20 protein-coding genes are annotated in these 21531 nt (G+C 48.3%); 4 read left to right on the top strand and 16 right to left on the bottom strand.

Annotated features, from left to right (window positions below; translation table 11 throughout):
* Positions 1–141 precede the first annotated feature (141 nt).
* Both SPSPH_RS03055 and SPSPH_RS03050 read left to right on the top strand, forming a co-directional pair.
* Positions 142–753, top strand: coding sequence for an FmdE family protein (locus tag SPSPH_RS03055; protein ID WP_075753136.1), 612 nt, complete (start codon positions 142–144; stop codon positions 751–753).
* 34 nt (positions 754–787) lie between these two features.
* Entirely contained in the window at positions 788–1618 is an 831-nt protein-coding gene (locus tag SPSPH_RS03050; RefSeq protein ID WP_075753134.1) for an SAM-dependent methyltransferase, read from the top strand.
* 158 nt (positions 1619–1776) lie between these two features.
* On the opposite strand, the gene SPSPH_RS03045 is transcribed toward SPSPH_RS03050, so the two are convergent.
* From SPSPH_RS03045 to SPSPH_RS03025, 5 genes are all read right to left on the bottom strand, one after another.
* A complete protein-coding gene (locus SPSPH_RS03045; protein WP_075753132.1) occupies positions 1777–3432 on the bottom strand; it encodes a methyl-accepting chemotaxis protein in 1656 nt (551 codons plus the stop codon).
* 268 nt (positions 3433–3700) lie between these two features.
* The gene (locus tag SPSPH_RS03040; RefSeq protein ID WP_075753130.1) at positions 3701–5338 is read right to left on the bottom strand and encodes a sensor histidine kinase; all 1638 of its coding nucleotides are present in this window, start codon (positions 5336–5338) and stop codon (positions 3701–3703) included.
* The gene (locus SPSPH_RS03035; protein WP_109298148.1) at positions 5335–6030 is read right to left on the bottom strand and encodes a response regulator transcription factor; all 696 of its coding nucleotides are present in this window, start codon (positions 6028–6030) and stop codon (positions 5335–5337) included. Before SPSPH_RS03035 ends, SPSPH_RS03040 begins: the two co-directional genes overlap by 4 nt.
* Positions 6031–6198: 168 nt before the next feature.
* On the bottom strand, positions 6199–6579 hold the full coding sequence (locus SPSPH_RS03030) for a DUF2680 domain-containing protein (protein WP_075753126.1): 381 nt from the start codon (positions 6577–6579) through the stop codon (positions 6199–6201).
* A 219-nt stretch (positions 6580–6798) separates the two neighbouring features.
* Positions 6799–7914, bottom strand: a complete 1116-nt coding sequence (locus tag SPSPH_RS03025; RefSeq protein ID WP_075753124.1) for an HD domain-containing phosphohydrolase — start codon at positions 7912–7914, stop codon at positions 6799–6801.
* A gap of 277 nt (positions 7915–8191) precedes the next feature.
* Between SPSPH_RS03025 and SPSPH_RS03020 the strand changes: the two genes are divergently transcribed.
* The gene (locus SPSPH_RS03020; protein WP_075753121.1) at positions 8192–9574 is read left to right on the top strand and encodes an NAD(P)/FAD-dependent oxidoreductase; all 1383 of its coding nucleotides are present in this window, start codon (positions 8192–8194) and stop codon (positions 9572–9574) included.
* 42 nt (positions 9575–9616) lie between these two features.
* On the opposite strand, the gene SPSPH_RS03015 is transcribed toward SPSPH_RS03020, so the two are convergent.
* From SPSPH_RS03015 to SPSPH_RS02980, 8 genes are all read right to left on the bottom strand, one after another.
* Complete coding sequence (locus SPSPH_RS03015; protein WP_075753119.1) at positions 9617–10264, bottom strand: TrkA C-terminal domain-containing protein; 648 nt, start codon at positions 10262–10264, stop codon at positions 9617–9619.
* Positions 10265–10439: 175 nt separating this feature from the next.
* On the bottom strand, positions 10440–11549 hold the full coding sequence (locus SPSPH_RS03010; protein WP_075753117.1) for a betaine/proline/choline family ABC transporter ATP-binding protein: 1110 nt from the start codon (positions 11547–11549) through the stop codon (positions 10440–10442).
* Positions 11550–11563: 14 nt separating this feature from the next.
* The gene (locus tag SPSPH_RS03005) at positions 11564–12472 is read right to left on the bottom strand and encodes an osmoprotectant ABC transporter substrate-binding protein (protein WP_075753115.1); all 909 of its coding nucleotides are present in this window, start codon (positions 12470–12472) and stop codon (positions 11564–11566) included.
* Between the two features lie 2 nt (positions 12473–12474).
* Positions 12475–13119 (bottom strand): ABC transporter permease, encoded by a 645-nt coding sequence (locus SPSPH_RS03000; RefSeq protein ID WP_075753113.1) that lies wholly within the window; start codon positions 13117–13119, stop codon positions 12475–12477.
* A complete protein-coding gene (locus SPSPH_RS02995) occupies positions 13076–13759 on the bottom strand; it encodes an ABC transporter permease (RefSeq protein WP_075753098.1) in 684 nt (227 codons plus the stop codon). Before SPSPH_RS02995 ends, SPSPH_RS03000 begins: the two co-directional genes overlap by 44 nt.
* 535 nt (positions 13760–14294) lie before the next feature.
* The gene (locus SPSPH_RS02990) at positions 14295–14756 is read right to left on the bottom strand and encodes a GNAT family N-acetyltransferase (protein WP_075753096.1); all 462 of its coding nucleotides are present in this window, start codon (positions 14754–14756) and stop codon (positions 14295–14297) included.
* Positions 14744–15835, bottom strand: a complete 1092-nt coding sequence (locus SPSPH_RS02985) for an alanine/ornithine racemase family PLP-dependent enzyme (RefSeq protein WP_075753094.1) — start codon at positions 15833–15835, stop codon at positions 14744–14746. Before SPSPH_RS02985 ends, SPSPH_RS02990 begins: the two co-directional genes overlap by 13 nt.
* 479 nt (positions 15836–16314) lie before the next feature.
* A complete protein-coding gene (locus SPSPH_RS02980; protein ID WP_075753092.1) occupies positions 16315–17607 on the bottom strand; it encodes an SLC13 family permease in 1293 nt (430 codons plus the stop codon).
* A 406-nt stretch (positions 17608–18013) separates the two neighbouring features.
* Between SPSPH_RS02980 and SPSPH_RS02975 the strand changes: the two genes are divergently transcribed.
* Positions 18014–19291: an SLC13 family permease gene (locus SPSPH_RS02975; protein ID WP_075753090.1), complete on the top strand. Its 1278-nt coding sequence runs from the start codon at positions 18014–18016 to the stop codon at positions 19289–19291.
* Between the two features lie 25 nt (positions 19292–19316).
* Here the strand turns inward: SPSPH_RS02975 and SPSPH_RS02970 are convergent, their stop codons facing one another.
* From SPSPH_RS02970 to rnk, 3 genes are all read right to left on the bottom strand, one after another.
* Complete coding sequence (locus tag SPSPH_RS02970) at positions 19317–19913, bottom strand: HD-GYP domain-containing protein (RefSeq protein ID WP_075753088.1); 597 nt, start codon at positions 19911–19913, stop codon at positions 19317–19319.
* Complete coding sequence (locus SPSPH_RS02965) at positions 19913–20884, bottom strand: GGDEF domain-containing protein (RefSeq protein WP_075753086.1); 972 nt, start codon at positions 20882–20884, stop codon at positions 19913–19915. Before SPSPH_RS02965 ends, SPSPH_RS02970 begins: the two co-directional genes overlap by 1 nt.
* A 155-nt stretch (positions 20885–21039) precedes the next feature.
* A complete protein-coding gene (gene rnk / locus SPSPH_RS02960; RefSeq protein ID WP_075753084.1) occupies positions 21040–21453 on the bottom strand; it encodes a nucleoside diphosphate kinase regulator in 414 nt (137 codons plus the stop codon).
* Between the last annotated feature and the right edge of the window lie 78 nt (positions 21454–21531).

Genomic DNA, 21531 nt, shown 5'->3' with positions numbered 1-21531 from the left:
CCTCGAAGTGGGAGATAATAAGTTGAATTACATTTTTTTGAAACTGAGGTATGAAGCCTTGTTGGGAGACGCGCTAGAGCCCCCGGCAACTTTTTGTACCTTTTTTAAATTGCGAGCACAAAAACACGGGAGGTATTGATTATGAACAATCATCCTGCAGACTATCAAAAGGCGATCGAATTTCACGGGCACTGCTGCCCCGGACTGACTATCGGCTACCTGGCCGCAAAAGCCGCTCTGGCACAGCTCAAGGTAGAACGGGCAGCCGATGAAGAGCTTGTTGCCATTGTCGAATCAGATGGTTGCGGCATTGATGCCATCCAAGTGCTGCTGGGCTGCACCATTGGCAAAGGCAATCTCATTTACAAAGACTACGGCAAACAAGCCTATACCATCGGCAACCGGAGCACAGGCGAGGCCGTACGCATAGTCGTTATGGCCGGCAGCATGGTGCCGCTGACAGCAGAGCAGGAAGCCATAAAGTCAGCCGTATTCAGCGGACAAGCCACACCGGAACAGGAAGAATGCTGGCGCCGGCTTCAGTCTGAGCGTACCGGCCGTTTATTGGCTGCTCCGGCTGAAGACCTGTTCAAAATCCAGAAGGTTGAACTCAAACTGCCGGCAGAAGCTAAAATTTTCAATTCTGTCATCTGTGAGTATTGCGGCGAAAAAGTTATGGAATCCCGCGCCCGCTTACAAAATGGCAAAATCGCTTGTCTGGCCTGCACGGAGGAATACAGCCGGGGTTGGTAAACGGCTGTTAACTTAGCAAGGTGAGGTGATTATCATGTATAATGCCCAATTCTGGGCGAAGGCCTGGGACGAATACCGTCAGACAGCAAACAGGCGCCGTCCTGACCCCAAAGCCTGGGTAGAGTTTTGGAACAGCTTTGCCGGCCGTTATGCCGAACATAATGATGACAACCGGCAAACCCATCAGGAAATTATTGATAACCTTACTGCACAGTGGCCGGTACAGGCAGGCGATACCCTGCTTGACATTGGCTGCGGCCCCGGCACCTATGCGCTGCCGCTGGCAGCCAAAGGCATAAAGGTTACCGGCCTGGACACGGCCGCCCAAATGCTGTCAACCCTGCAGGTGCAAGCCGGGCAGGCAGGTCTGTCAAACGCCATTACACCCCTCCATGCCGACTGGAACGACCTGCCGTCAGAGCCGGCCTATGATGTCACTTTTGCCGCCAAAAGCCCGGCGATCAATGACTACAACACGCTGATGAAAATGATCAAAGTCGCCCGTAAAGTCTGCTGCCTTATTGGCTTTGCCGGCCAACACGACCTTGACCTGCGCCGTCAGCTGTGGGAACAGCTCCTGCCGGAACCGGCTCCCAAGCCCTCGTTTGATATTATTTATCCGCTGAACATCCTGTACCAGGAAGGTTATCGCCCCAACCTGACTTTTTACAGCTATAGCCACTCCGAGCAAGAACCCCTAGATGAACTTACTGCCCATTATATCCGGTATTTTGCCATGCTGGGCATAGCCGGCTCAAAGGCGGAAGGCATAATCTCCCGCTTTTTGCAGGACCGGGCTGTCGATGGCCTGTGCACCGAGCAATCAGCCACAACGGTCGGCGTTATGTGGTGGAAGGTAAAGTAGTCGCAGAGGGCCGTTATGCATAAGCGGAGGTTAAGCGCCGGCGTCGCAGCGTTGTATGACGGCCCTCCGCGCCGGGTTTTGTGGGGGACGCACAAATTTATGCCTTCTGTTTAGATCTAAAAAGGACTGAACGCTTTGCTAAGCGTCAGTCCTTTTACTTATACCTTGAACTTTGCCACCAGCTGGTCCATCTCATCAGCCAAATGCGACAACTGATTGGCTGTGGCGGTAAACTCTTCAATGGAAGCAGTCTGTTCCTGAATAGCGGCTGCCGCTTCCTCTGACTCGGCGGCAATTTCTTTGGATACTGCCGCTATATCATTCGAAGAAGCAGCAATCTCGACAAAGCTGGCTGAGGCAGCTTCGTTGAGCTGAGTTATCTCCTCAACTGCCTTCTTGCTGCTGGCCGACCATGACATGATCTCCCGCAGCGCGTCAGCCAGGTTGGCCACCGCCGTCTCAATGTGAGTCAACTCTCCCCCCAGCATGGTATTGGCATTATGCACAGTGTCCACCTGCTGCTGTACCTGCAAAATCTTGGTTGTCACACTGTCAGCCGCTTCATTGGTTTGTTCTGCCAGTTTCCGCACCTCTTCAGCCACCACCGCAAAACCGCGTCCGGCCTCACCGGCCCTGGCAGCTTCAATGGCGGCATTGAGCGCCAACAGATTGGTCTGCCCGGAAATCGCCTTGATTAAATCAATAATCTGGCTGATATCCTTGGAATGCGCCGACAGCAGATTAATGTTCTCGGTCACCTCAGCCACCGTCTGCCGGAGCTGTTCGGTACGCGCACTTACCACCCCGGCATTTTCACCGCCCTTGTTTGCCTGCTGCTGGGAACCTTCCGACAACTCGGACGCTTCCTTGGCATGCTCTACCATCCGCCGCATGCCGGCGGCAACATTTTCAGTACTGCTTGCCAGATGTCCCATGTTAGAATTTTGTTTATTCGCACCTTCCGCCACTTCCTGCACCACATTGGCTACCTGTTCGACTGCCCGGCTGCTTTCCTCACTGGCTCTTGACAGCATCTGCGCCAAATGTTTGACCTGCTGCGCCGTCTCCTGCGACACTTTGATAATCCTTTGCACGCTTTCAATAAACACATTAAAATGCTTAGTCACTGCACCAATTTCATCCTGCCGGCGGTCGTCCAGACGAATCGTCAAATCACCCTCGCCGGTGGCCACTTGCGCGAAAGAATCTGCCAGCTGGTTAATCGGCCTGATAATCTTGTTGATGATAGTAAACAACGCCAGCAACACCACAATCAAACCAAGTAAAGAAACTCCCACCTGCACGCTTTTCGACACGGCGATCTTACTTTGCGAGCTTTGGTCAAGCAAATTTACCATCTTATTGACTTCCGCCACATAAGCCGGAACCGTGGCGTTTATCTCACCCACCTTGGCCGGTAAGTCAGTCCCGTTCGGCAAGGAAGCAAGCAAGGTTTTGTACTTTTCCCAATAAGGCTTTACCACTTCATATTGCTTTTTACTGGCCTCATCACTGATAGGTTCAAGTTTAAGCGTTTCGTCACCTTTGGCAAAACCGCTGATTATCTTGTCGCAAGCAGTAATTTCCTGTTCAATGTCATTAACAATAGCAGCTTTTTTATCAGCAGCAGCCGTCGCATACTGAGTGGACAACAAGGCTAATTTGTACGCCCTGAAGCGTAGATTGCCTGACAGGTTAATGGCAGGTGCATCTCCCTGCAAGACGCTGTATGTATAAAAATTAATCCCCAGCAAACCTACAATAAACATAAACAACACCAAAATAACTGTCAGCAGCCTTGCTTTTATTGACATAATGAACCTGCCTCCTCTGCAGTATCCTGCAACATTCAATTTTACGACCTTTTGTGACAATATTTTACCATTATGTCCGTCTTGTTGCCAGCAGTTTTTTTATAAATGGAGACTTGATTCAGAAGGGGTTTTAACCCCATCTGAATCTTAGTCGGAATTATCCAGGGACTTAGCCGCTCTTAACTCCCGCTTGCAGAAGCGGGAGTCTTAGAGCGGGTTAGTCATCGGATAAAAATCTTTTTTTATAACAGTCCTTTTTTATATACTGTTATCTGTCCGCCAATAGCCCCTTGTTGGGAAATGTAATAATAAACACCGTTCCCTGTCCTACCTTACTGCTTACTTCACTGGCAGCACCATGCAAATTAATTATTTCCTTTGCAATAGCCAGCCCCAGGCCGGTACCGCCGCCGGTGCGGGTATGCGCTTTGTCGGTTTTATAGAAACGTTCCCAGATATATGGCAGATCCTCTGCAGGAATACCGGCGCCGGTATCGGCGACAATAAGCCTTTCCCCGTTGGCGTCTGCGGTTACACTGACTTTGACGGTGCCGCCCGCCGGAGTAAATTTAAGCGCATTATCCAGCAGGATAACCACAAGTTGCGCCAGCCTGTTGCCATTGCCGGTAATATCAGGTATGCCCCTGCCGATATCTACTGTCAGAGTCACTCCCTTTTCCGCACTCCGCTGCCTGAACAGTGTCACAATATTGGCGGCAATCTCAGCTAAAGAAACCGGCTCGGTTTCCAGCTCGGCAGTACGCGCTTCCAATTGGCTTAAATCTAAAAGCTCGGCGATGAGTTTTTCCAGCCGCACAGTTTCATCACGCATGATTTGATAATATTTCATTGCCAGCTCCGGGCTGCTCACCGTTCCGTCTAATAGTGCCTCATTATAACCACGCAGGATGGTCAGCGGGGTTCTAAGCTCGTGTGACACATTGGCAACAAAATCACGCCTTAGCTTGTCTGTTTTTTCGGCATTACTGACAAATACGGCCAGCGCCTTGGCCAGCGAGTTTAAAGACCGGCTCAAATCACCGACTTCATCGTTGGTCTCGGCCTTAGCCTGAACGGAATAGTTGCCGCCTGCCATGGCTGAAGCCACAGCCTGCATGGACCGTAAAGGGCGAATAATGCCTGATGCCAGATAATTGGCTATACATACGGTAATAAGCACAACCACTGTGCCGGCGGCGGCAATATACCAGTAAATCTGGTTCAGAAAACCGTCAAAGCCGGCAAGCGGCGCATGAATCAAAACCGTGCCCAGCGTCTGGCCCTCCGGTTTGAGGGGAACACCCACAACCAGCATATTTTCTTCATAATAGGGATGGTAAAACGTTTTAGCCCAGGCTCCGTCACCGGCAGATTGCACCTGCTGCCCAATTAGCTCCAGCCCCTGGATATCCGCCAAATTATGCACATGATTTTGTTCGGCCGAACTCTCCGGTGCGGCGTCCTGCCGGTCCGCCCCCCGCATCATGCCCTGTCCTTGTCTATGGTGCATCATTCCCGGCCCACCCGGCATGTTACAGGACGCCGGGGCTCCCATTGGGCCCTTTTTCCTCATGCCGCCCCGGTGATGCAAGGTGTTGGCTGCCAGCTCCCGCTCCTCGGATGCGGCCATCAGATTCAGGGAATTATCGACAACCCACACCCTGGCGCTAAGCAGACTGTCAATATTATTAATGAAACCGGCAAGCTGCACATAGTTTATCCGGCCGGCATAGTAGCCTTCTACTACCCGCGCCGTTTCATAGGCTTTGGCCGTAAACTCACGCTGCTTGCCGGCAATGAAGTATTCGCGGATTAAAAGTGCTGCCCCGGCTGATACGCTTGCCAATACCAAAGTGACGACAATAATAAAGCTGCCAAGCAGTTTATGCTGCAGAGATATTCTCACGGTTTCACCTCGAACTTGTAGCCAATACCCCACACGGTCTTGATATCCCACGGAGGCTCTGCCTGAACCGCCAGTTTTTTTCGAATGCGTTTAATGTGGGTATCAACGGTGCGAGTATCTCCGCAATAGCTGTAGTCCCACACACTTTCCAGCAGTTGTTCCCGTGAAAAGGCAAGGCCGGGATGGGAAGCCAGATACCACAGAAGCTCCAGTTCTTTATTGGCAAGCGGAATCTCCTCATCAAACGCCGTCACCGTATGTCTGTCCAGATCGATTACCAAATGCGGATAGCTTAAAACAGCCGCAGACGATTCTTTCGGCATACCCTGACGCCGCAGCACGGCCTTGACCCGCGCAACCACTTCCCGGGGGTTGAAAGGTTTTGTCACATAATCGTCCGCCCCCAGCTCTAGTCCCATAATGCGATCATCGTCTTCGGCCCGCGAAGTCAGCATAATGATGGGTATATGGGAAAACTTGCGGATTTGGCGGCAGACTTCAATACCGTCCAATATTGGCATCATGATATCCAAAATGATGATATCCGGCTTACTCTCCTGGTATCTTATAAGAGCCTCTGCGCCATCTGCCGCTTCCTGCACCGCAAACCCCTCTTTCACAAGATACAGAGCCAGGAGTTCCCGGATAGGCTGTTCATCATCCACAATAAGCACAGTTTTATCTGTCATGATTACCACCTCTCGATTCGCGGGTTCGCATGTTCGTAATTTGCCTGTGCGAATCCGCGGCTTTCTTCGGACAAGCGAAGCATCAAATTAAGCATATCATAAGCCGCCGATGTGCAAAATAGCCTGCCGCGTTTTTGCGGCAGGCTATGCTATTTAATTTATTCACTGCTATTACCGGGCCCAGCCTCCGTAACCGCAGCCTCCCCGCCCATGGCCCCAGCCATGACCTCCATGCATACGGCCTGGTCCCATGCCCATTCCCCCATAACCGTCTTCCATATAGGAGATTTCCTGGTCGGCTTGTTCTTGGGTTAACCAGCCCCATTCTACTTGTCTTTCCAGCACTTGTTTCCTATGTTCCATTCTTTCTTTGTGCCAGCTGTCAAGCTGAGCCTTTTGCTCACTTGTCAGATTAACCTGCTGACCATTTGTGCCAAAAGCCGGACAGAAACCACCGGGGCCGTAAGCATCACCCGGAGCAGCCAGCGCCACGGAACCTGCCAGTGATAATACCAGAATCCCGACAAGGGCAACAACAGTAATTTTTTTCATAACCATCACTCCCTGTTTTTATTTAATGCAAGTATACCCTATCTGTCCAGGAAAAGTGTGACAGAACTGTGAACAATCGGTGAACTAATCGGTACATGGCAGCATAAACAGCAAAAGCCGGGACAGCCTCGTTATGCTTCGAAGCAATCCCGGCATTTCTTATCTGCCTGAAAGCGCTGTTCCTTTTCTGCACCTTAGCGGCTGCCCCCATGCTTACAATCAGCCTACCGCTTCCTCATCATATAGATGCAGCTTGCTTTCAGGGCGCTCCCGCCGCAAAAAACAAAAAAAGGCATCCAGAATTTCCGGATCAAATTTAGTTCCCCGCCCGGTACGCATAACCATCATTGTCTGCTCCAGATTCATAGCCTTGCGATACACCCGGTCTGAGGTTATGGCTTCATATACGTCGGCTATACTAAGTATCCGGGAAATGAGCGGAATCTCCTCCCCGGCTTTCTTGCTGGGGTAACCACGTCCATCATAACATTCATGATGGTACAAAATATATTCGGCCACTTTTTCCAGTTGTTTGATATTCACCAGGGCATCATAGCCTAATTGGGGGTGCCGTTGAATGATGGCATATTCGCTTTCTGTCAGTTTGCCTGTTTTATTTAATATTTGCTCAGGTATACCAATTTTGCCGATATCATGAAGAACAGCCGCAATCGCCAGTTCTCCCAGCAGGTCGGCCGGCAGTTTAAGTTCTTTACCGATTGCCAGCGCAATGTCCCGCACCCGCGCCGAATGCTCGCCGGTATACTGGTCGCGGTTGCCAATTAACTTGGCCAGCGACGTTACCGTCTCGACGGCCAATTGCTGGTTTTGATGTTCAAGCTCCTGCTTCCCGGTTATATCAAGACCAAACTCTAAGACATAACTGACAGAACCATTGCTTGTCAGCACAGGTACGGCCGTTTGCTCGATGTATTTGACGGCGCCGGAACGATTGCGCCGCCGCGTGGTCTGCGTATGCCGTTTGGCTGTAGTCAGTGTTTTTGCTACCAGGCAGTCGGGACAAACAGCCCCGTCGGCAAAGACCTCATAACACTTCCTGCCCAACGCCGCTTCTCTGGTTACGCCGGTAATGGCTGCCGTAACTTCATTAACCATCAACACCTGATAGGTAGAAGAGATAGCCATGACAGAGCAGGGGGAATTTTCCACCAGAACATCAAACAGTTTTTCCTTATCAGTCATCCCCGGATTATCTATACCGGCCGCAGTAGTGCTGCTTTTCTGTTGATAGCGGCGCAAGGTAAAAGCAATATAGACAAGTACAGCCAGCATAAGAAAATTAATACCAATCAACAATGTCTCCGTTCCTGCCACAGCTTCTCCTCCAACCAATCACCCTATAGAAACTACGAATACAAATAGCCAAGCTGTGGAGAGCCTGGCTAAATTAAGTTGTTATTTAAATTCTTCTGACAAAATTTTACCATGCACGCTAAAGGCTGTCTAGTCGGTAATTTTGAGTGGCTATTAAAAGTTTCCAAGGTGCGAAAAGTTTCCCTGAAAAGAACTTTTTTTCTCTTTACAAAACACTGGCTGATAAAGTATAATGTTGTACGGTCTGTGCCACAATCATATAGAGAGGTGGTTTTTTATGTCCAATACATTTGACATTGCCATTATCGGCGGCGGCCCTGCCGGTGTATTCGCCGCTTATGAGCTTATTATGAATAATCCTGGCAGTAAGATTGTGCTGGTAGAAGCCGGACACGACATTTATTCCCGACATTGCCCCATTTCCGATAAAAAAGCACCTGCCTGCATTAAGTGCAATCCCTGCGGCATCATGCGCGGGTTTGGCGGCGCCGGTGCATTTTCCGACGGTAAATATAACTTTACTACCCAGTTTGGCGGCTGGCTCAACGAATACCTTCCTGATCAAAAAGTGCTTGATTTGATTGACTATGTCGACCAGATCAATATAAAATACGGCGCACCGTCTGAGTACTTCAGCACCCAAAACAGCAGCCTGGGCAAAGAAGCGCTGCGGTATGACCTGCACCTCCTGGACGCCAAAGTCCGCCATCTTGGCACGGAAAACAACCTGAAGATCCTGCAATCCATATACGATTATTTAAAAGAAACCATCACCATGCTGTTTGGCGTAACCGTCGATTCCATTAAAAAGGTTGGCAGCACCTTTACCCTGCAAACAGCCAAAGACGGCATTATCGAGTGTGATTATCTGATCGCCGCCCCCGGGCGCGCCGGTTCGGAGTGGTTTTCCCACCAGTGCCGCGATTTGGGCCTCTCCTTAACCAACAACCAGGTGGATGTCGGTGTACGGGTTGAAATTCCGGCTGAAGTTTTCCAGCACATTACCGATGATGTGTATGAAGCCAAGCTGGTATACCGTACCAAACAATATGGCGATTTAGTCCGGACCTTCTGCATGAACCCCAAAGGCTATGTTGTTGCCGAAAATACCGACGGTATTGTTACTGCCAACGGCCACAGCTACCGGGATGAAAAGCTGCACAGCAAAAACACCAACTTCGCACTGTTAGTCAGCAATCACTTTACCGAACCGTTCAATGAGCCGCACCAATACGGCAAACGCATTGCCTCCTTCTCCAATATGCTGGGCGGCGGCGTGCTGGTGCAGCGTTTCGGCGATTTGTTAAAAGGGCGCCGGACTAACGAGCACCGCCTGGCGCAAAGCTTTACCCAGCCAACCTTAAAAGCAACGCCCGGCGATTTGAGCCTGGTGCTGCCCAAGCGCCATCTTGACAATATTATTGAGATGATTTATGCACTTAACAAGATTGCCCCCGGTATGGCTAATGATGACACCCTGCTGTATGGAGTGGAAGTCAAATTCTACAGCTCCCGCCTGAAACTGACAGAGGAACTGGAAACCGAGATTACCGACATGTTTGCCATCGGCGACGGTGCAGGCATTACCCGCGGCCTGTCCCAGGCCAGTGCCAGTGGCGTGCATGTTGCCAGAGTCATAACCGAACGCTTAAAAAAATAGATTAATGTGAACCGCCAAGACTTTTAGTCTTGGCGGTTTTATTCACTCACTTACCCTGACGCTGATTTTTTCCTTAGTTCTATTAAAATACTCGGAAGTCCGCTGATATATACCGGTTTCACCAACCACGACAATTTTGTCATAAGGCTCAATTACGGCGTTGGGGCCGGGGGATATAATGATTTCTGTCCCGCGGCGAATGGCCATCACCGTAGCGCCTGTGTGCTGCCATAGTCTGAGTTCCGCGATGGTCTGGCCTACAATATGGGCGTCGGCATTTATGCCGATTTCCACCGGATTGTAGGGTGTAAGGTTTCTCAGCCGGTCAGAGTAATTGATAATTTCTGTAAGCACTGCCTCAATTTTTCCGTCAAGCTCCTGTTTTTCCCGCAGGAGAATTTCAATTTCCTGGCGCAGGGAGTATACAGATTCCGAACTTTTATAGTGTTCAATAAAATTATATGCCTGCTCTACCGAGAGTATAGTTACTTCCTTGCCTTGCGATACATCGACAACATGTTCATCTTTTAACAGCGAGATGGCTTTCCTGATGGTTTCCGGTGACACATTATAATGGCCGGCCAGCAGCGTCCGGCCTGAAATCTTGCTTCCCTCCTCAAACTCACTATTGATGATACGCTGCGCTAAATCAAGTGCAATAGCCCGAAAAATCGGGACATTCCCCTTCATGTTACATCCTCCAAAAATTTGCTACACTTTAATTATTATTATGACACATCTATTACATACTCTGTACATAGACATTATTCCTGCAAGCCGGGAAAATATGAGCCAAAAGAAAATACGGATTGCGCGCAGCCTGTGGCAAACGCGCAATCCGATGACCTTTTCATATACTCAAGTTTTACAAATTCTCGGCGATAACTCTCACCAGCGAGCTTCTGGTTACCAGGCCACGCAGTTTATTGGTATGGTTTACAACAGGTAAGCAGGACAAATCATATTCCACCATGAGATTAATGGTCTGCCGCAGATTTTCATCAGGCTTGACCGTAACAGCCGCCGGCTTCATCACCTGTTCCACCTGGACGGCCTGATCCAATTTCCGGTGAATATCCATTGCTGTCGTCATCCCCAGCAATTGCTCATTATCGTCAATGACAAACAGACTGTCTACCTTGCTCTGCTGCATTTTCTGCAGCGCTTTCTCTAATGATAAATCCGGGTAACATACAACCGGATTACTGTTCATAATATCCTGGACATTAATCCATTCCGGCTGTTGGAGCAGCCGCCTGGAACCAATAAACTCCTCGACAAACCCATGAGCAGGCTGAGAAAGTATCTTCGCCGGTGTATCATCCTGCAGAATTTTGCCGTCTTTCATGACAACAATGCGATCCCCCAGCTTTATCGCTTCATCCATATCATGGGTAACAAAAACGATAGTTTTACGCATCTCTCTTTGTATCCGGAGCAGTTCGTCCTGCAAATTCTCACGCGTGATGGGGTCAAGCGCACCAAAGGGCTCATCCATCAGAATTATTTCCGGATCGGCAGCTAACGCGCGCGCCACTCCGATCCGCTGCTGCTGACCGCCGCTAAGCTCGTGAGGATAGCGCTGCAGGAATTTAGCGGCAGGCAACCCCACCAGTTCAATTAATTCTCCGGCCTTTTTCTCACACTCGGCCTGGGTAGCCCCTTTTAAATCGAGCACTATCGCAATGTTCTGCCCAATTGTCATATGAGGAAACAGCCCAATGCTCTGGATAACATAACCGATGTTGCGCCTAAGAACGACCGGATCAAAGTTCTCGATATTTTCTCCCTTAATCTTGATTTGCCCGGAAGTCGGCTGAATCAAGCGGTTGATCATCTTCATCGTCGTTGTTTTGCCGCAGCCGCTGGGGCCGATAAGCACTACAAATTCTCCGGCACCGATAGACAGCGTAATATCGTCCAATACCGGCTGCTTGTTGTTAAATGCTTTACTTACATGTATCAGCTCAATCATATGTCGAAGCCTCCTTACTTAATGAGGCCCTTTTTGGTTAGAAAGTCAAGGGCAACCTTCTCGGGGGCCATTTTTTTCTCGTCAACAAGATAATTTAACTCTGTCATCGTATCTGTATCGATTATCCCGCTAAGTTTAGCCAGTTCTTCCTTAACGCCTGCAAACTGTTCCAGTGTGTCATTCCGGGCAATAATTACCGCCTCATAGGGAGGAAAGAAGTTTTTGTCATCTGCCAGCACCTTCAAGTCAAAGCTCCGGATTCTGGCATCGGTGGAATAGGCGATAACGGTATCCACCTCTTCATCTTTTACGGCTTTATAGACCAGTCCTATCTCCATGGGGTAGGTCTTGCCAAAGGTAAAACCATAGAGTTTCGTCAGTGCCTGATAGCCGTCAGCCTCGCGGTCCAAAAAGGAAGTATCTGTTCCCAGCTTCATATTGGCCGCATAAGGTGCCAGGTCCGATACTTTGGTCAAACCGTATTTTTGGGCTACATCTCCGCGTACGGTAAGAGCATAGGTATTTTCGAACCCATAAGGGGCAAATACTGTCTGGTTAAACCGTTTGCCAAATTCGGCCTGAACAAAATCAAAGGCCTGTTTTCTGTCAAATATCGGCTGCTCAAGCCCCAGCGGCCCGGTCATCTCTGTGCCGGTATACCGTGTTGATATATCGACTTCCTTGTTCAACATAGCCTGATGGACAATGGTGGAGGCACTAAGATTCGTAACATGCTCCACTTTATAGCCCAGGTTCTTTTCAATCAGCAGCTTCATCATTTCTGCCAGGATTTTGGGTTCACTGAAAGTCTGTGACCCAATCTTAATGGTTTTCGTATCTTTAGTGCCAGTCATTCCCCCGCAGCCGGTAAAAACAACGGCCAGCACCAGCAGCAAACCAATAGTCAACACTCTTGTTCTCATATTTAAACCCCTCCCTGTTTTTGTCCGGGAATAGCCAGCCGTCCTTCCAGCCAGCCAAGCAAAGCATCCAGCGACAAGGCGATAACGGCTGCCGGAATGGCTCCGGCTAAAATAAGCTGTTCTCTGCCCATTGACATACCGGCCATAATCAGCCGGCCCAATCCGCCGCCGCCGATATAGGCAGCCAACGTAGCCCAGCCTACAATAATAATCGTGGAAGTCCGGATTCCTGCCATGATGGCCGACATCGCCAGCGGCAATTCCACTTTAAACAGTATCTGGATTTCACTCATGCCCATTCCCAGGGCAGCTTCTTTAATGCCTTTGTCCACACTCTCAATGCCTGTCACTGTATTCCTGAGAATCGGCAGCAGCGCATAACAGAACAGGGCCACAACCGCCGGTAAAAAGCCCAGACCAAAGAGAGGAATCATAAAGCCCAGCAATGCCAGGCTGGGAATTGTTTGAATACTGTTTACTACACCAAAGACTGCCGCTGCCAGTTCACGGCGGCGAGTCAGATAAATCCCCAGAGGTACGGCTACGGCAATGGCGGCCACCACGGCAACCGCCGTCATCGCCAAATGTTCAATGCCCGCGGCTTTAATCCTGGGAGACAGCTCGCTGAGGTAAACAAGATACTCCATCACGATCACACACCTCTCTTTCCCGCTGCCAGCTTAAACGCGCCTGAAGCTTGCCAAACAGGGCATCAACCGCAAAGGAAAGACCGGCGGCCAGCAGAGCACCGGCCATGATTTCAATATTATCTACCCGGCTAATCCCCTGAAATACGATTTTCCCTAAGCCGCTGCCGCCAATCAGGGCAACGATAGTGGCTAACCCCACAGTAAGTACGGCTGATGTCCGGATTCCAGCCATCATGACCGGAATGGCCAGCGGTAATTCCACTTTTTTCAACAGTTGAAATTCCGTCATGCCAATACCGCGCCCTGCATCCAGCAGACTGCGGTCTACCCCGGTAATGCCTGTATACGTATTCTTGAGCACCGGTAAAATAGCATACAGCACCAAAGCCGTTATTCCGGCCTTAGCACCAATACCAACAATCGGCATTAACAGCCCGAACATGGCCAGCGCAGGTATAGTCTGGATCGTGTTGACAATCAGCAACACCGGCCGCGCCAGCCACCTGACCTTGCTGCTGACAATCCCCAGAGTTATTCCGACTATCGTAGCAATTAAAATAGCCACTGCGCTCATTATAATGTGGTCTGCAGTCATAGCCAGCAAGGTTTGCCATTGTTCACTGACATACATTATCATACTTGCTCACCCTTTCTTTTCAAACAATTTACATGTTCACATAAAGTTGTTTGTTTTGCTTCTATACTGCCCTTGATTTATATAGCACAGGCATGTTGTCAGTATGAGCACAAGCTGCGTACTTGCGGCTCACACTGACAACATGCCTGTAAAGGAAGTCGTTTTTTTTGCCCTTATTCCTTTTTGATAAAGTTATATTTTGGGGTTAGCATAAAGAAACTTTATAGAAACTCATCCGGCATAAGACTATTTCCATTTTAAAACATTTATTCGTAGTACATTTTTTTACAGGCAACTCAATTATAATATAAAGTTGTTAGATGCGCAAGCATTTGCATGCCGGTTTTGTTTGCTGATCAGGCTCCCAGCCCTTGCAAACCGGGCATAGAAAAGGTATCTATTTTTTTTTAAAAGTTCCGGTAAAGTAGACTTAGCTTCAGGTGGGGTAACCCCATCTAAAGGTTAGTCGCCCTTATCCAGGGACTTAGTCGCTCTTACTCCCACCTGGAGAGGTGGGAGTCTTAGAGCGAGTTAGTCATCGGATAAACCGCTCCCGGGTAAGCACCATAACCAACCGATCCTGGCCTTGACCATATTCATTTTCTCTGAACCCGGTTACTTCAAAACCCAGCTTTTCTTTATACACCTTAACAGCAGCTGCATTGTCGGCTGCCACAGTAAGCTCAACTTCCGCAAAATTGTCAGCAAACAGTTGCTGGATGCTTTCCGCAAGCAGTTCAGTACCTATTCCCTGACCGCGGGCTGCCGGCGCAACCGAGACCCCAACCATATAGGCCAGTTCAGGCCTATTCCAGTCACGCATATACTGAACGGCACCAACCACGCTGTCATTTTTCTTACTGACAAACACTCTGCCGTGCCGCATCAGCGGCACAAGATGCCACTCATTCATTCCCCCGCTGCCAAAAGCCTCTTGTTCCAGTTCAACTAACCGCTTAAGTAACACCGGTTCTACTGTCGTAATTAATTCAGCCATTTGTTATCCTTTCTGAATACTTTTTTTATATACCTGGATTGACTCGCCGAAAGCAAGCCGGAGTAAGTGACTCCAAAAGCCAGTTCATCACCAACCCGCACCGATCTTTCTATATCGGTGATGTCCAGAATCATATGGTCGCTGCTGGCTCCCAGAATGGTTACATTATTATCCAGCGGAATCAGGCCTTCGATATAAACATCCTGCTTACCCAACGCCACAATGGCCTTTTTTCGAATGCCAATATCGGCAAATTCCGGTACATTGCCAAACGCGTCCCGGCCAATGTTACCCCTGGGAACCGATGGTTTGAGCTTAGCCTCAATTACCTCGGCTTTTAAAATAAAAGCATCATTTTTAAGCCAATCAATCGCCCGGTTATTTGTTGTATCAGTTCCCAGCAGCATTCCTTCCCCAATACGCAGCTGGTTAATGCCGGCAGGGATTTCACCCTTTTCCACCAGCAGCAGGGATGATGTACCGCCGCCGGAAAGAATCTGGAGCGTAATCCCCAGCCTGTTCTTAATCAGCTTAGCAAGCTCTACCAAAATATTAAGGTTTGCGTACTCGGGCAAAATACCGCCAAAACAGCCCATATTCGTACCCAGCCCCAGCAGGCTGATTCCATCTACCTTGACTATCGCGCGGACAGCGGCCAGAACATTTTCAATCATAATGCCTTCACGCAAATCCCCAACATCGACCATCAGGATAATTTGATGCCTGAATCCCATCGCTTTAGCCGTTTCCCCCAAAGCCCGAATGACGGCTATCTCGGAATTGATGCTTACATCACTATATTTAACCACATTTTCCACATCGCTCAACCGTGGGATTCGCAAGAGGGTTATCGGCGCCGAAATCCCTTCATGCCGTAATTCAATAATATTTTCCATTCTGGCATCAGCCAGCCCGTCAACCCCGCCTTCGAGGACAGCGGTCACAATTTGAGGAATTGCACTAAACCCTTTGGTAACACCAAGCACTTCAATTCCATGTTTATGGCAAACCTCAACAACTTTAGCCGCGTTGTACTTTATTTTGTCCAAATCGATTTCCAACCGGGAACTAAAGCTCATTCTCCCGCCTCCTGTCAGCAGTATAACAACACCCCGTATTTCAATGTTTTTACAAACAACTTAATTATAATACAAGATTGTTAGATGTTCAATTAGTTTTTTTGGGCTTGTGTAATCAGCCTTATCCATACTATTGTTGCACATAGCCAGGCAAAATATCGGTTTCTACCAAAAAAATCTGACAGGACTGCCTGATATTAAGCAAAGCTGCTGGTACGGTGCTTACCGCCGCTAACAGTACTGAGACGCAGCGTTGGATGACAGTCGTCGGTGCCGGGTCTTGTTGTGGTGCGTGCAACTTACAAATAGATTCTGTTAAAATTAAAAAGATGCCGCCCCTATTGTGCACTACAGGGATAGTATCAGTGCATACAACAGGAGCGGCTCCGCTTGAAAAAATTATGCGTTACAGTTTAGCAGTAAAATACCGCACTTATTTCAAGAAAAAAGGTATATCCTTATCAGCAAAACACGGCCTATCAGCTGAGATACCGCAGGTAAATATAGATATTGGCGATAAATACCGACAGCATGGTAAGCGGAAAGCCAATAAGCATAAACCTGATGAAAGATATGGGATGCCCCGCCTGGGCTGCCAGTCCGGCTACGATGACATTGGCACTGGCACCAACAAGCGTCCCGTTGCCGCCCAAACAAGCTCCCAGAGCCAGGCTCCACCAGAGCGGTTCCAGGTTGGTAATCCCTAAAACTCCCATATCTTTGATCAACGGAATCATCGTAGCTACAAAGGGAATATTGTCGACAAAAGCCGAAGCAATGGCACTTAACCAAAGAATCAGCATGGCGGTTGTTACCGGATTACCGGCAGTCAGTTCCATTGATTTTTGAGCTAATAAGGTGATGACCCCTGTTTCAACAAGCCCGCCAACCAAAATGAACAGGCCGACAAAAAACAGCAACGCTACCCACTCTACCTTGTGGAAAATTTTCTCCAGCTGATGATCAGTATTTTTCTTTGCTAAAAGAATCAGTAAGACGGCACCAAACATAGCTACCGTCGCCGATTCCAGATGAAGCTGCTGATGCAAAAAGAAGAAAGTGATCGTAAGGGCCATCACGCCTAAACAAATTTTAAGCAATTTGGGGTCCGTAATTTGCTCCCGCGGATCAAGACTCCTAATACTTGCGCTCAGTTCCGCCGTTGTCGTAAGCTGCTTGCGATAAATCAGTGCAAGTATGGCAACATTAACAATAAGAATAATCATGGATATGCCGGCAAGATTATTAACAAAGGCAAGAAAGTCCAGTTCTTTTACCGCACTGCCGATCATAATATTAGGCGGGTCGCCAATCAACGTCGCCGTACCGCCAACATTGGAAGCAATGATTTGCGAAATCAAATACGGTATTGGGTCAACCTGAAGCTGCTTGGTGATACTCAGCGTAACCGGAACCATCAACAGTACTGTGGTAACATTATCCAGCAGGGCTGAAGCCAGAGCCGTAATTACACCTAAGACAATCATCAGCTTCAGTGGATTGCCATCCACCGCCTTGGCCGCCCAAATGGCCAAAAATCTAAACAGCCCGGTTTCGCTGGTAATGGCCACAATAACCATCATCCCTACCAAAAGCCCCAGGGTATTAAAATCAATATGATGGATGGCCTGTTCCTGGCCCAATACACCCAGCATGATGACAAGTACTGCTCCCGCTAAGGCAACAACCGTACGATGAATCTTTTCAGAAATGATTAGAGCATATGCCGCCAAAAAAACACCTATGGCAATAGACGACTGACTAAATTCCATTTTTTTATTCTCCTTTTTCATGACTTGTAATAGCTATCAGTTTCTCAATTTAACGCAGCAACACGGCAACCCCCTCTTAATAAATAACTAAAGAGGAGTCTTAAAAAGCTCCTCCCTTTGTTATCCCGGTAAAAGAACAGAAGGAGCCCTTGGTGACAGGCTCCTCCCTAAATGCGACATATTTTTTTATATTTATATCATAAACAAAGTTTACGACGATTGTCAAGTTTTCCTTACAAGAAGTTTTAACCACCACAGAACCCAAATATCTCCTTGTTTAATGGAAAAATAAGTAACTGAAATTGACTTAAAACAGAAACTAGCGTATCATAAAAATGTTATCATTCTTTACAAGAAGAGTCTCAAACACAGACGCTCTTCACATTTTCGGGGGAGGCGCATACATTTGCAGGATTATGCTTTTTGGGGTTCTGTTATTGTTTTTCTGATTACCTATATTTTGATTATTTTGGAAAAAATACCCAGAATGGTAGTCGCAATGGGTGGCGGCATTATCATGCTGCTGCTGGGTTTTTTGACCCAGGAGACCGCACTCAAAGATGATATTGATTTTAACACCCTTGGCCTGCTGACCGGCATGATGATTTTAGTGGCTGTTATTCGCCGTACAGGCGTATTTGAAGCTCTTGCCATTTGGTCTGCCAGCATCACGCGCGGCGAGCCGCTGCGGCTGCTGGCGCTGCTTTCCTTCATTACCGCCACGGTATCGGCCTTTCTGGACAATGTTACCACCGTACTCCTAATTGTGCCGGTAACACTGACCCTGACCAAGATGCTCCAGGTTAATCCGGTGCCGTTCTTAATTTCCGAAATAATTGCTTCCAATGTCGGCGGTACAGCCACCTTAATCGGCGACCCGCCCAATATCATGATCGGCAGTGCAACAGGACTTGATTTCAATTCGTTTATAATTAACCTGGCTCCCATCAGTATTATCGTTTTGGCAGTAACAATTGCCCTGTTATTGCTCATCTACCGCAAAGATTTACATATTGATGAAAAAAACCGGGAAGCCATCTTGCAGCTTAATTGCAGAGAAGAAATTAAAGACTGGCAGCTATTAAAAAAATCACTGGCTGTGCTTGCTCTCACCATTATTGCTTTCGTTTTGCACGGATACCTCCAGTTGGAATCGGCGACCATTGCCCTGGCAGGCGCTATCCTGCTCATGCTGGTCAGCCGGGTAGCACCTGAAGACGTCTTAACCGAAGTGGAGTGGCCGACTATCTTTTTCTTTGTCGGACTGTTTGTCCTGGTAGGCGGTTTAAAAGCCACCGGCGTAATTGGCGAACTAGCCCACTGGACGCTCAGTGTGACCCAGGGAGATTTAGTGCAAACCTCGCTCCTGGTGCTCTGGGTATCGGCTATTGCCTCTGCCTTTATTGATAATATTCCCTTTGTCGCCACCATGATTCCTATGCTCCAGGAAATGGGGCAATTATCCGGCATGAGACTGGAGCCATTATGGTGGTCACTGGCGCTGGGCGCCTGCCTTGGCGGCAACGGTACACTCATCGGTGCCTCAGCGAATGTTATTGTTGCCGGCATTGCCGAAAAGAATGGCATCCGTCTCTTATTTATTCCGTATTTAAAAATTGCTTTTCCCCTGATGATCATTTCCATCATCCTGTGTCATGTGTACTTATTGTTGCGGTATTTTTAGCATACATTCAAAAGGGAGCCTGTTATTAACAGACTCCCTTTTCCTGTCCTGCCTGACAAAACGCAACAAAAGCATCGACAATATCCGGGTCAAATTGCGTTCCCCGACAGCGCAGCACCTCCTGCACGGCTGCGGCCTGTGTCATCGGCAAGCGGTAGGAACGGGCACTGGTCATAGCATCAAAAGCATCGGCAAGGGCGATGATTCTCGCTCCCAGCGGAATATCCTCGCCCTTCAGTCCTGCCGGGTAGCCTAAACCATCCCAGCGTTCATGATGATACCGGACGATTTCGGCCGTAGGCCGGAGCAGCGTGACTTTATTTAAAATTTCAAAACCCACCTGGGGGTGACTTTTAATGACATTAAACTCATCAGGGGACAGCCGGCCGGGTTTCAGCAGAATATGATCAGGTATACCGATTTTCCCGATATCATGAAGATGGGCAGCCACATGAATGTTATCCTGACTGGTTTTTGTCATGCCCAATTCTCTGGCAATGGCGGCCGCAAGCTCGGCCACCCGGTCTGAATGTCCTCTGGTATATGTATTTTTGGCGTCAAGCGCCGCTGTAAAGGCCTCCACAAACTCGTGTATGCCGTCTTCCTGGAATAATTTATCCATTAATGAGTCACACCTTTCTGGTTCTCCTGTTCTTCGCCGGTGGCCTGTCCCTGTGCCTCGCAGTCATAATAGGCTACCCTGTCTCTACCCGAATTCTTGGCATGATACAACGCCAAATCGGCATATTTATACAGCTGTTCGGTATTACAACCGGCGCTGCCGCAGACGCCAATAGAGCAGGTGAGCCTCATACTCTGGCCATCACAGGTTTGAAAGGAATAGTTTTTGATACTAATCCGTATTTGTTCGGCCAAATGCATAGCTTCAATACTATCTGTATCGGAAAGCAGCACCGCGAATTCTTCACCGCCAATCCGGGCAACCATATCACTACGCCGGATACGGTTGCGCAAAATAGCGGCAATGGCTTGCAAAACAGTGTCCCCGGTCTGATGCCCATGGGTATCATTAACTTTTTTAAAATGATCTACATCCAGCATAAACAAGGAAATATTCTGCCTGTTGCGATTTACCCGGCATACTTCCTGCTCCAGATGGTCAAAGAAATGACGTCTGTTCGACAAGCCTGTCAGTGAGTCAGTCATAGCCATCTCGATAAGACGCTTGTTAACCGTTTCCATCTCTTCTTTTTGGTCAAGCAATTCCTGTCGGGCCGCAGCCAATTCGTCGATGACAGCCTTTAATTGACTTTCCCGCAAATTAATCGCCCGGGCCATCCAGTTCATATCACGCCTTACAGAAACAAATTCGTTCTCGTCATCACCTGCCGGCAATTCGTTAGGCAAAGCGATCGGAACCAAATATTTTCCGTCTTTGACATGTTGGCAAAAACGCCGGATGGCCTGCAGATCTCTGGTTACCAGCCACTCTTCCGCCACATAGGGCCCCAGCAGTCCCACCAATAGCGCGATACCTGCCCCGATTGCCACTTGGTCGATCATTATAATGACGGAAACAGGCAGAACTGCCCCTAGCATCATCAAAATTTGCAGTTTTGTCGTAATTCTCACTGCCATCACCTTTGTAATGATTGAGAATAATTATCATTTATGCTCTTTTAAAAAACGCCAGACCTACAAAGCTGGCGTCATTGATAATCATTCCCATTTATTATTGTATTGTACTTGCGCTCTGTTGTCAATTACCATTTCGTGCTCCGCGTTGCCTATAATTCAAAATTTCCTGCAGCCTCAGGTTGATAAAGAAGCTTTTCTACTTTCAACCGCACTATTCCGCCCGGAACCTGCCAATCCAGGATGTCGTTTTCGCGATACCCTAAGATAGCCGTACCAATAGGAGCCAAAACAGAAATCTTGTCTTCCTCCAGATCGGCATCGGCCGGATAAACCAATACATATGTCATTTCTTCCTCGGTATCCAAATTTTTCAGTAAAACCTTAGAATTCATAGTAATTACATTACCGGGAATTTCTTGCGGCAGCACTACACAGGCACGGTTAAGCTCCTGCTGCAGATGGATAAGATATTCCTTACCGCCAATACCAAATTCCCTTTCGGTATTAATAAGTTTATCCAGCTTCTGTTTATCGGCCTCTGTGATGAAAATTTCTCTTGACATGTGACTCTACTCCTTATTGATATCTTACGTCAAACGCAAAATATAGTTTAATAAAAAAATTCATATAATTGTATTATT

The sequence above is a fragment of the Sporomusa sphaeroides DSM 2875 genome (assembly GCF_001941975.2).
Classification (GTDB): Bacteria; Bacillota; Negativicutes; order Sporomusales; family Sporomusaceae; genus Sporomusa; species Sporomusa sphaeroides.
Note: the sequence above shows the minus strand (reverse complement) of the source record. Positions and strands in the feature narration are given on the sequence as shown.

What these genes read in the sequence shown, in the direction of transcription:
- SPSPH_RS03000 (WP_075753113.1), bottom strand. Translation starts at nt 13,119, where the DNA reads ATGGAGTATCTTGTTTACCTCAGCGAGCTGTCTCCCAGGATTAAAGCC.
- SPSPH_RS03030 (WP_075753126.1), bottom strand. Translation starts at nt 6,579, where the DNA reads ATGAAAAAAATTACTGTTGTTGCCCTTGTCGGGATTCTGGTATTATCA.
- SPSPH_RS02980 (WP_075753092.1), bottom strand. Translation starts at nt 17,607, where the DNA reads ATGGAATTTAGTCAGTCGTCTATTGCCATAGGTGTTTTTTTGGCGGCA.
- rnk (WP_075753084.1), bottom strand. Translation starts at nt 21,453, where the DNA reads ATGTCAAGAGAAATTTTCATCACAGAGGCCGATAAACAGAAGCTGGAT.
- SPSPH_RS02970 (WP_075753088.1), bottom strand. Translation starts at nt 19,913, where the DNA reads ATGGATAAATTATTCCAGGAAGACGGCATACACGAGTTTGTGGAGGCC.
- SPSPH_RS03045 (WP_075753132.1), bottom strand. Translation starts at nt 3,432, where the DNA reads ATGTCAATAAAAGCAAGGCTGCTGACAGTTATTTTGGTGTTGTTTATG.
- SPSPH_RS03020 (WP_075753121.1), top strand. Translation starts at nt 8,192, where the DNA reads ATGTCCAATACATTTGACATTGCCATTATCGGCGGCGGCCCTGCCGGT.
- SPSPH_RS02985 (WP_075753094.1), bottom strand. Translation starts at nt 15,835, where the DNA reads ATGAGCTTTAGTTCCCGGTTGGAAATCGATTTGGACAAAATAAAGTAC.
- SPSPH_RS03005 (WP_075753115.1), bottom strand. Translation starts at nt 12,472, where the DNA reads ATGAGAACAAGAGTGTTGACTATTGGTTTGCTGCTGGTGCTGGCCGTT.
- SPSPH_RS03050 (WP_075753134.1), top strand. Translation starts at nt 788, where the DNA reads ATGTATAATGCCCAATTCTGGGCGAAGGCCTGGGACGAATACCGTCAG.
- SPSPH_RS03055 (WP_075753136.1), top strand. Translation starts at nt 142, where the DNA reads ATGAACAATCATCCTGCAGACTATCAAAAGGCGATCGAATTTCACGGG.
- SPSPH_RS02995 (WP_075753098.1), bottom strand. Translation starts at nt 13,759, where the DNA reads ATGATAATGTATGTCAGTGAACAATGGCAAACCTTGCTGGCTATGACT.
- SPSPH_RS03010 (WP_075753117.1), bottom strand. Translation starts at nt 11,549, where the DNA reads ATGATTGAGCTGATACATGTAAGTAAAGCATTTAACAACAAGCAGCCG.
- SPSPH_RS02990 (WP_075753096.1), bottom strand. Translation starts at nt 14,756, where the DNA reads ATGGCTGAATTAATTACGACAGTAGAACCGGTGTTACTTAAGCGGTTA.
- SPSPH_RS03015 (WP_075753119.1), bottom strand. Translation starts at nt 10,264, where the DNA reads ATGAAGGGGAATGTCCCGATTTTTCGGGCTATTGCACTTGATTTAGCG.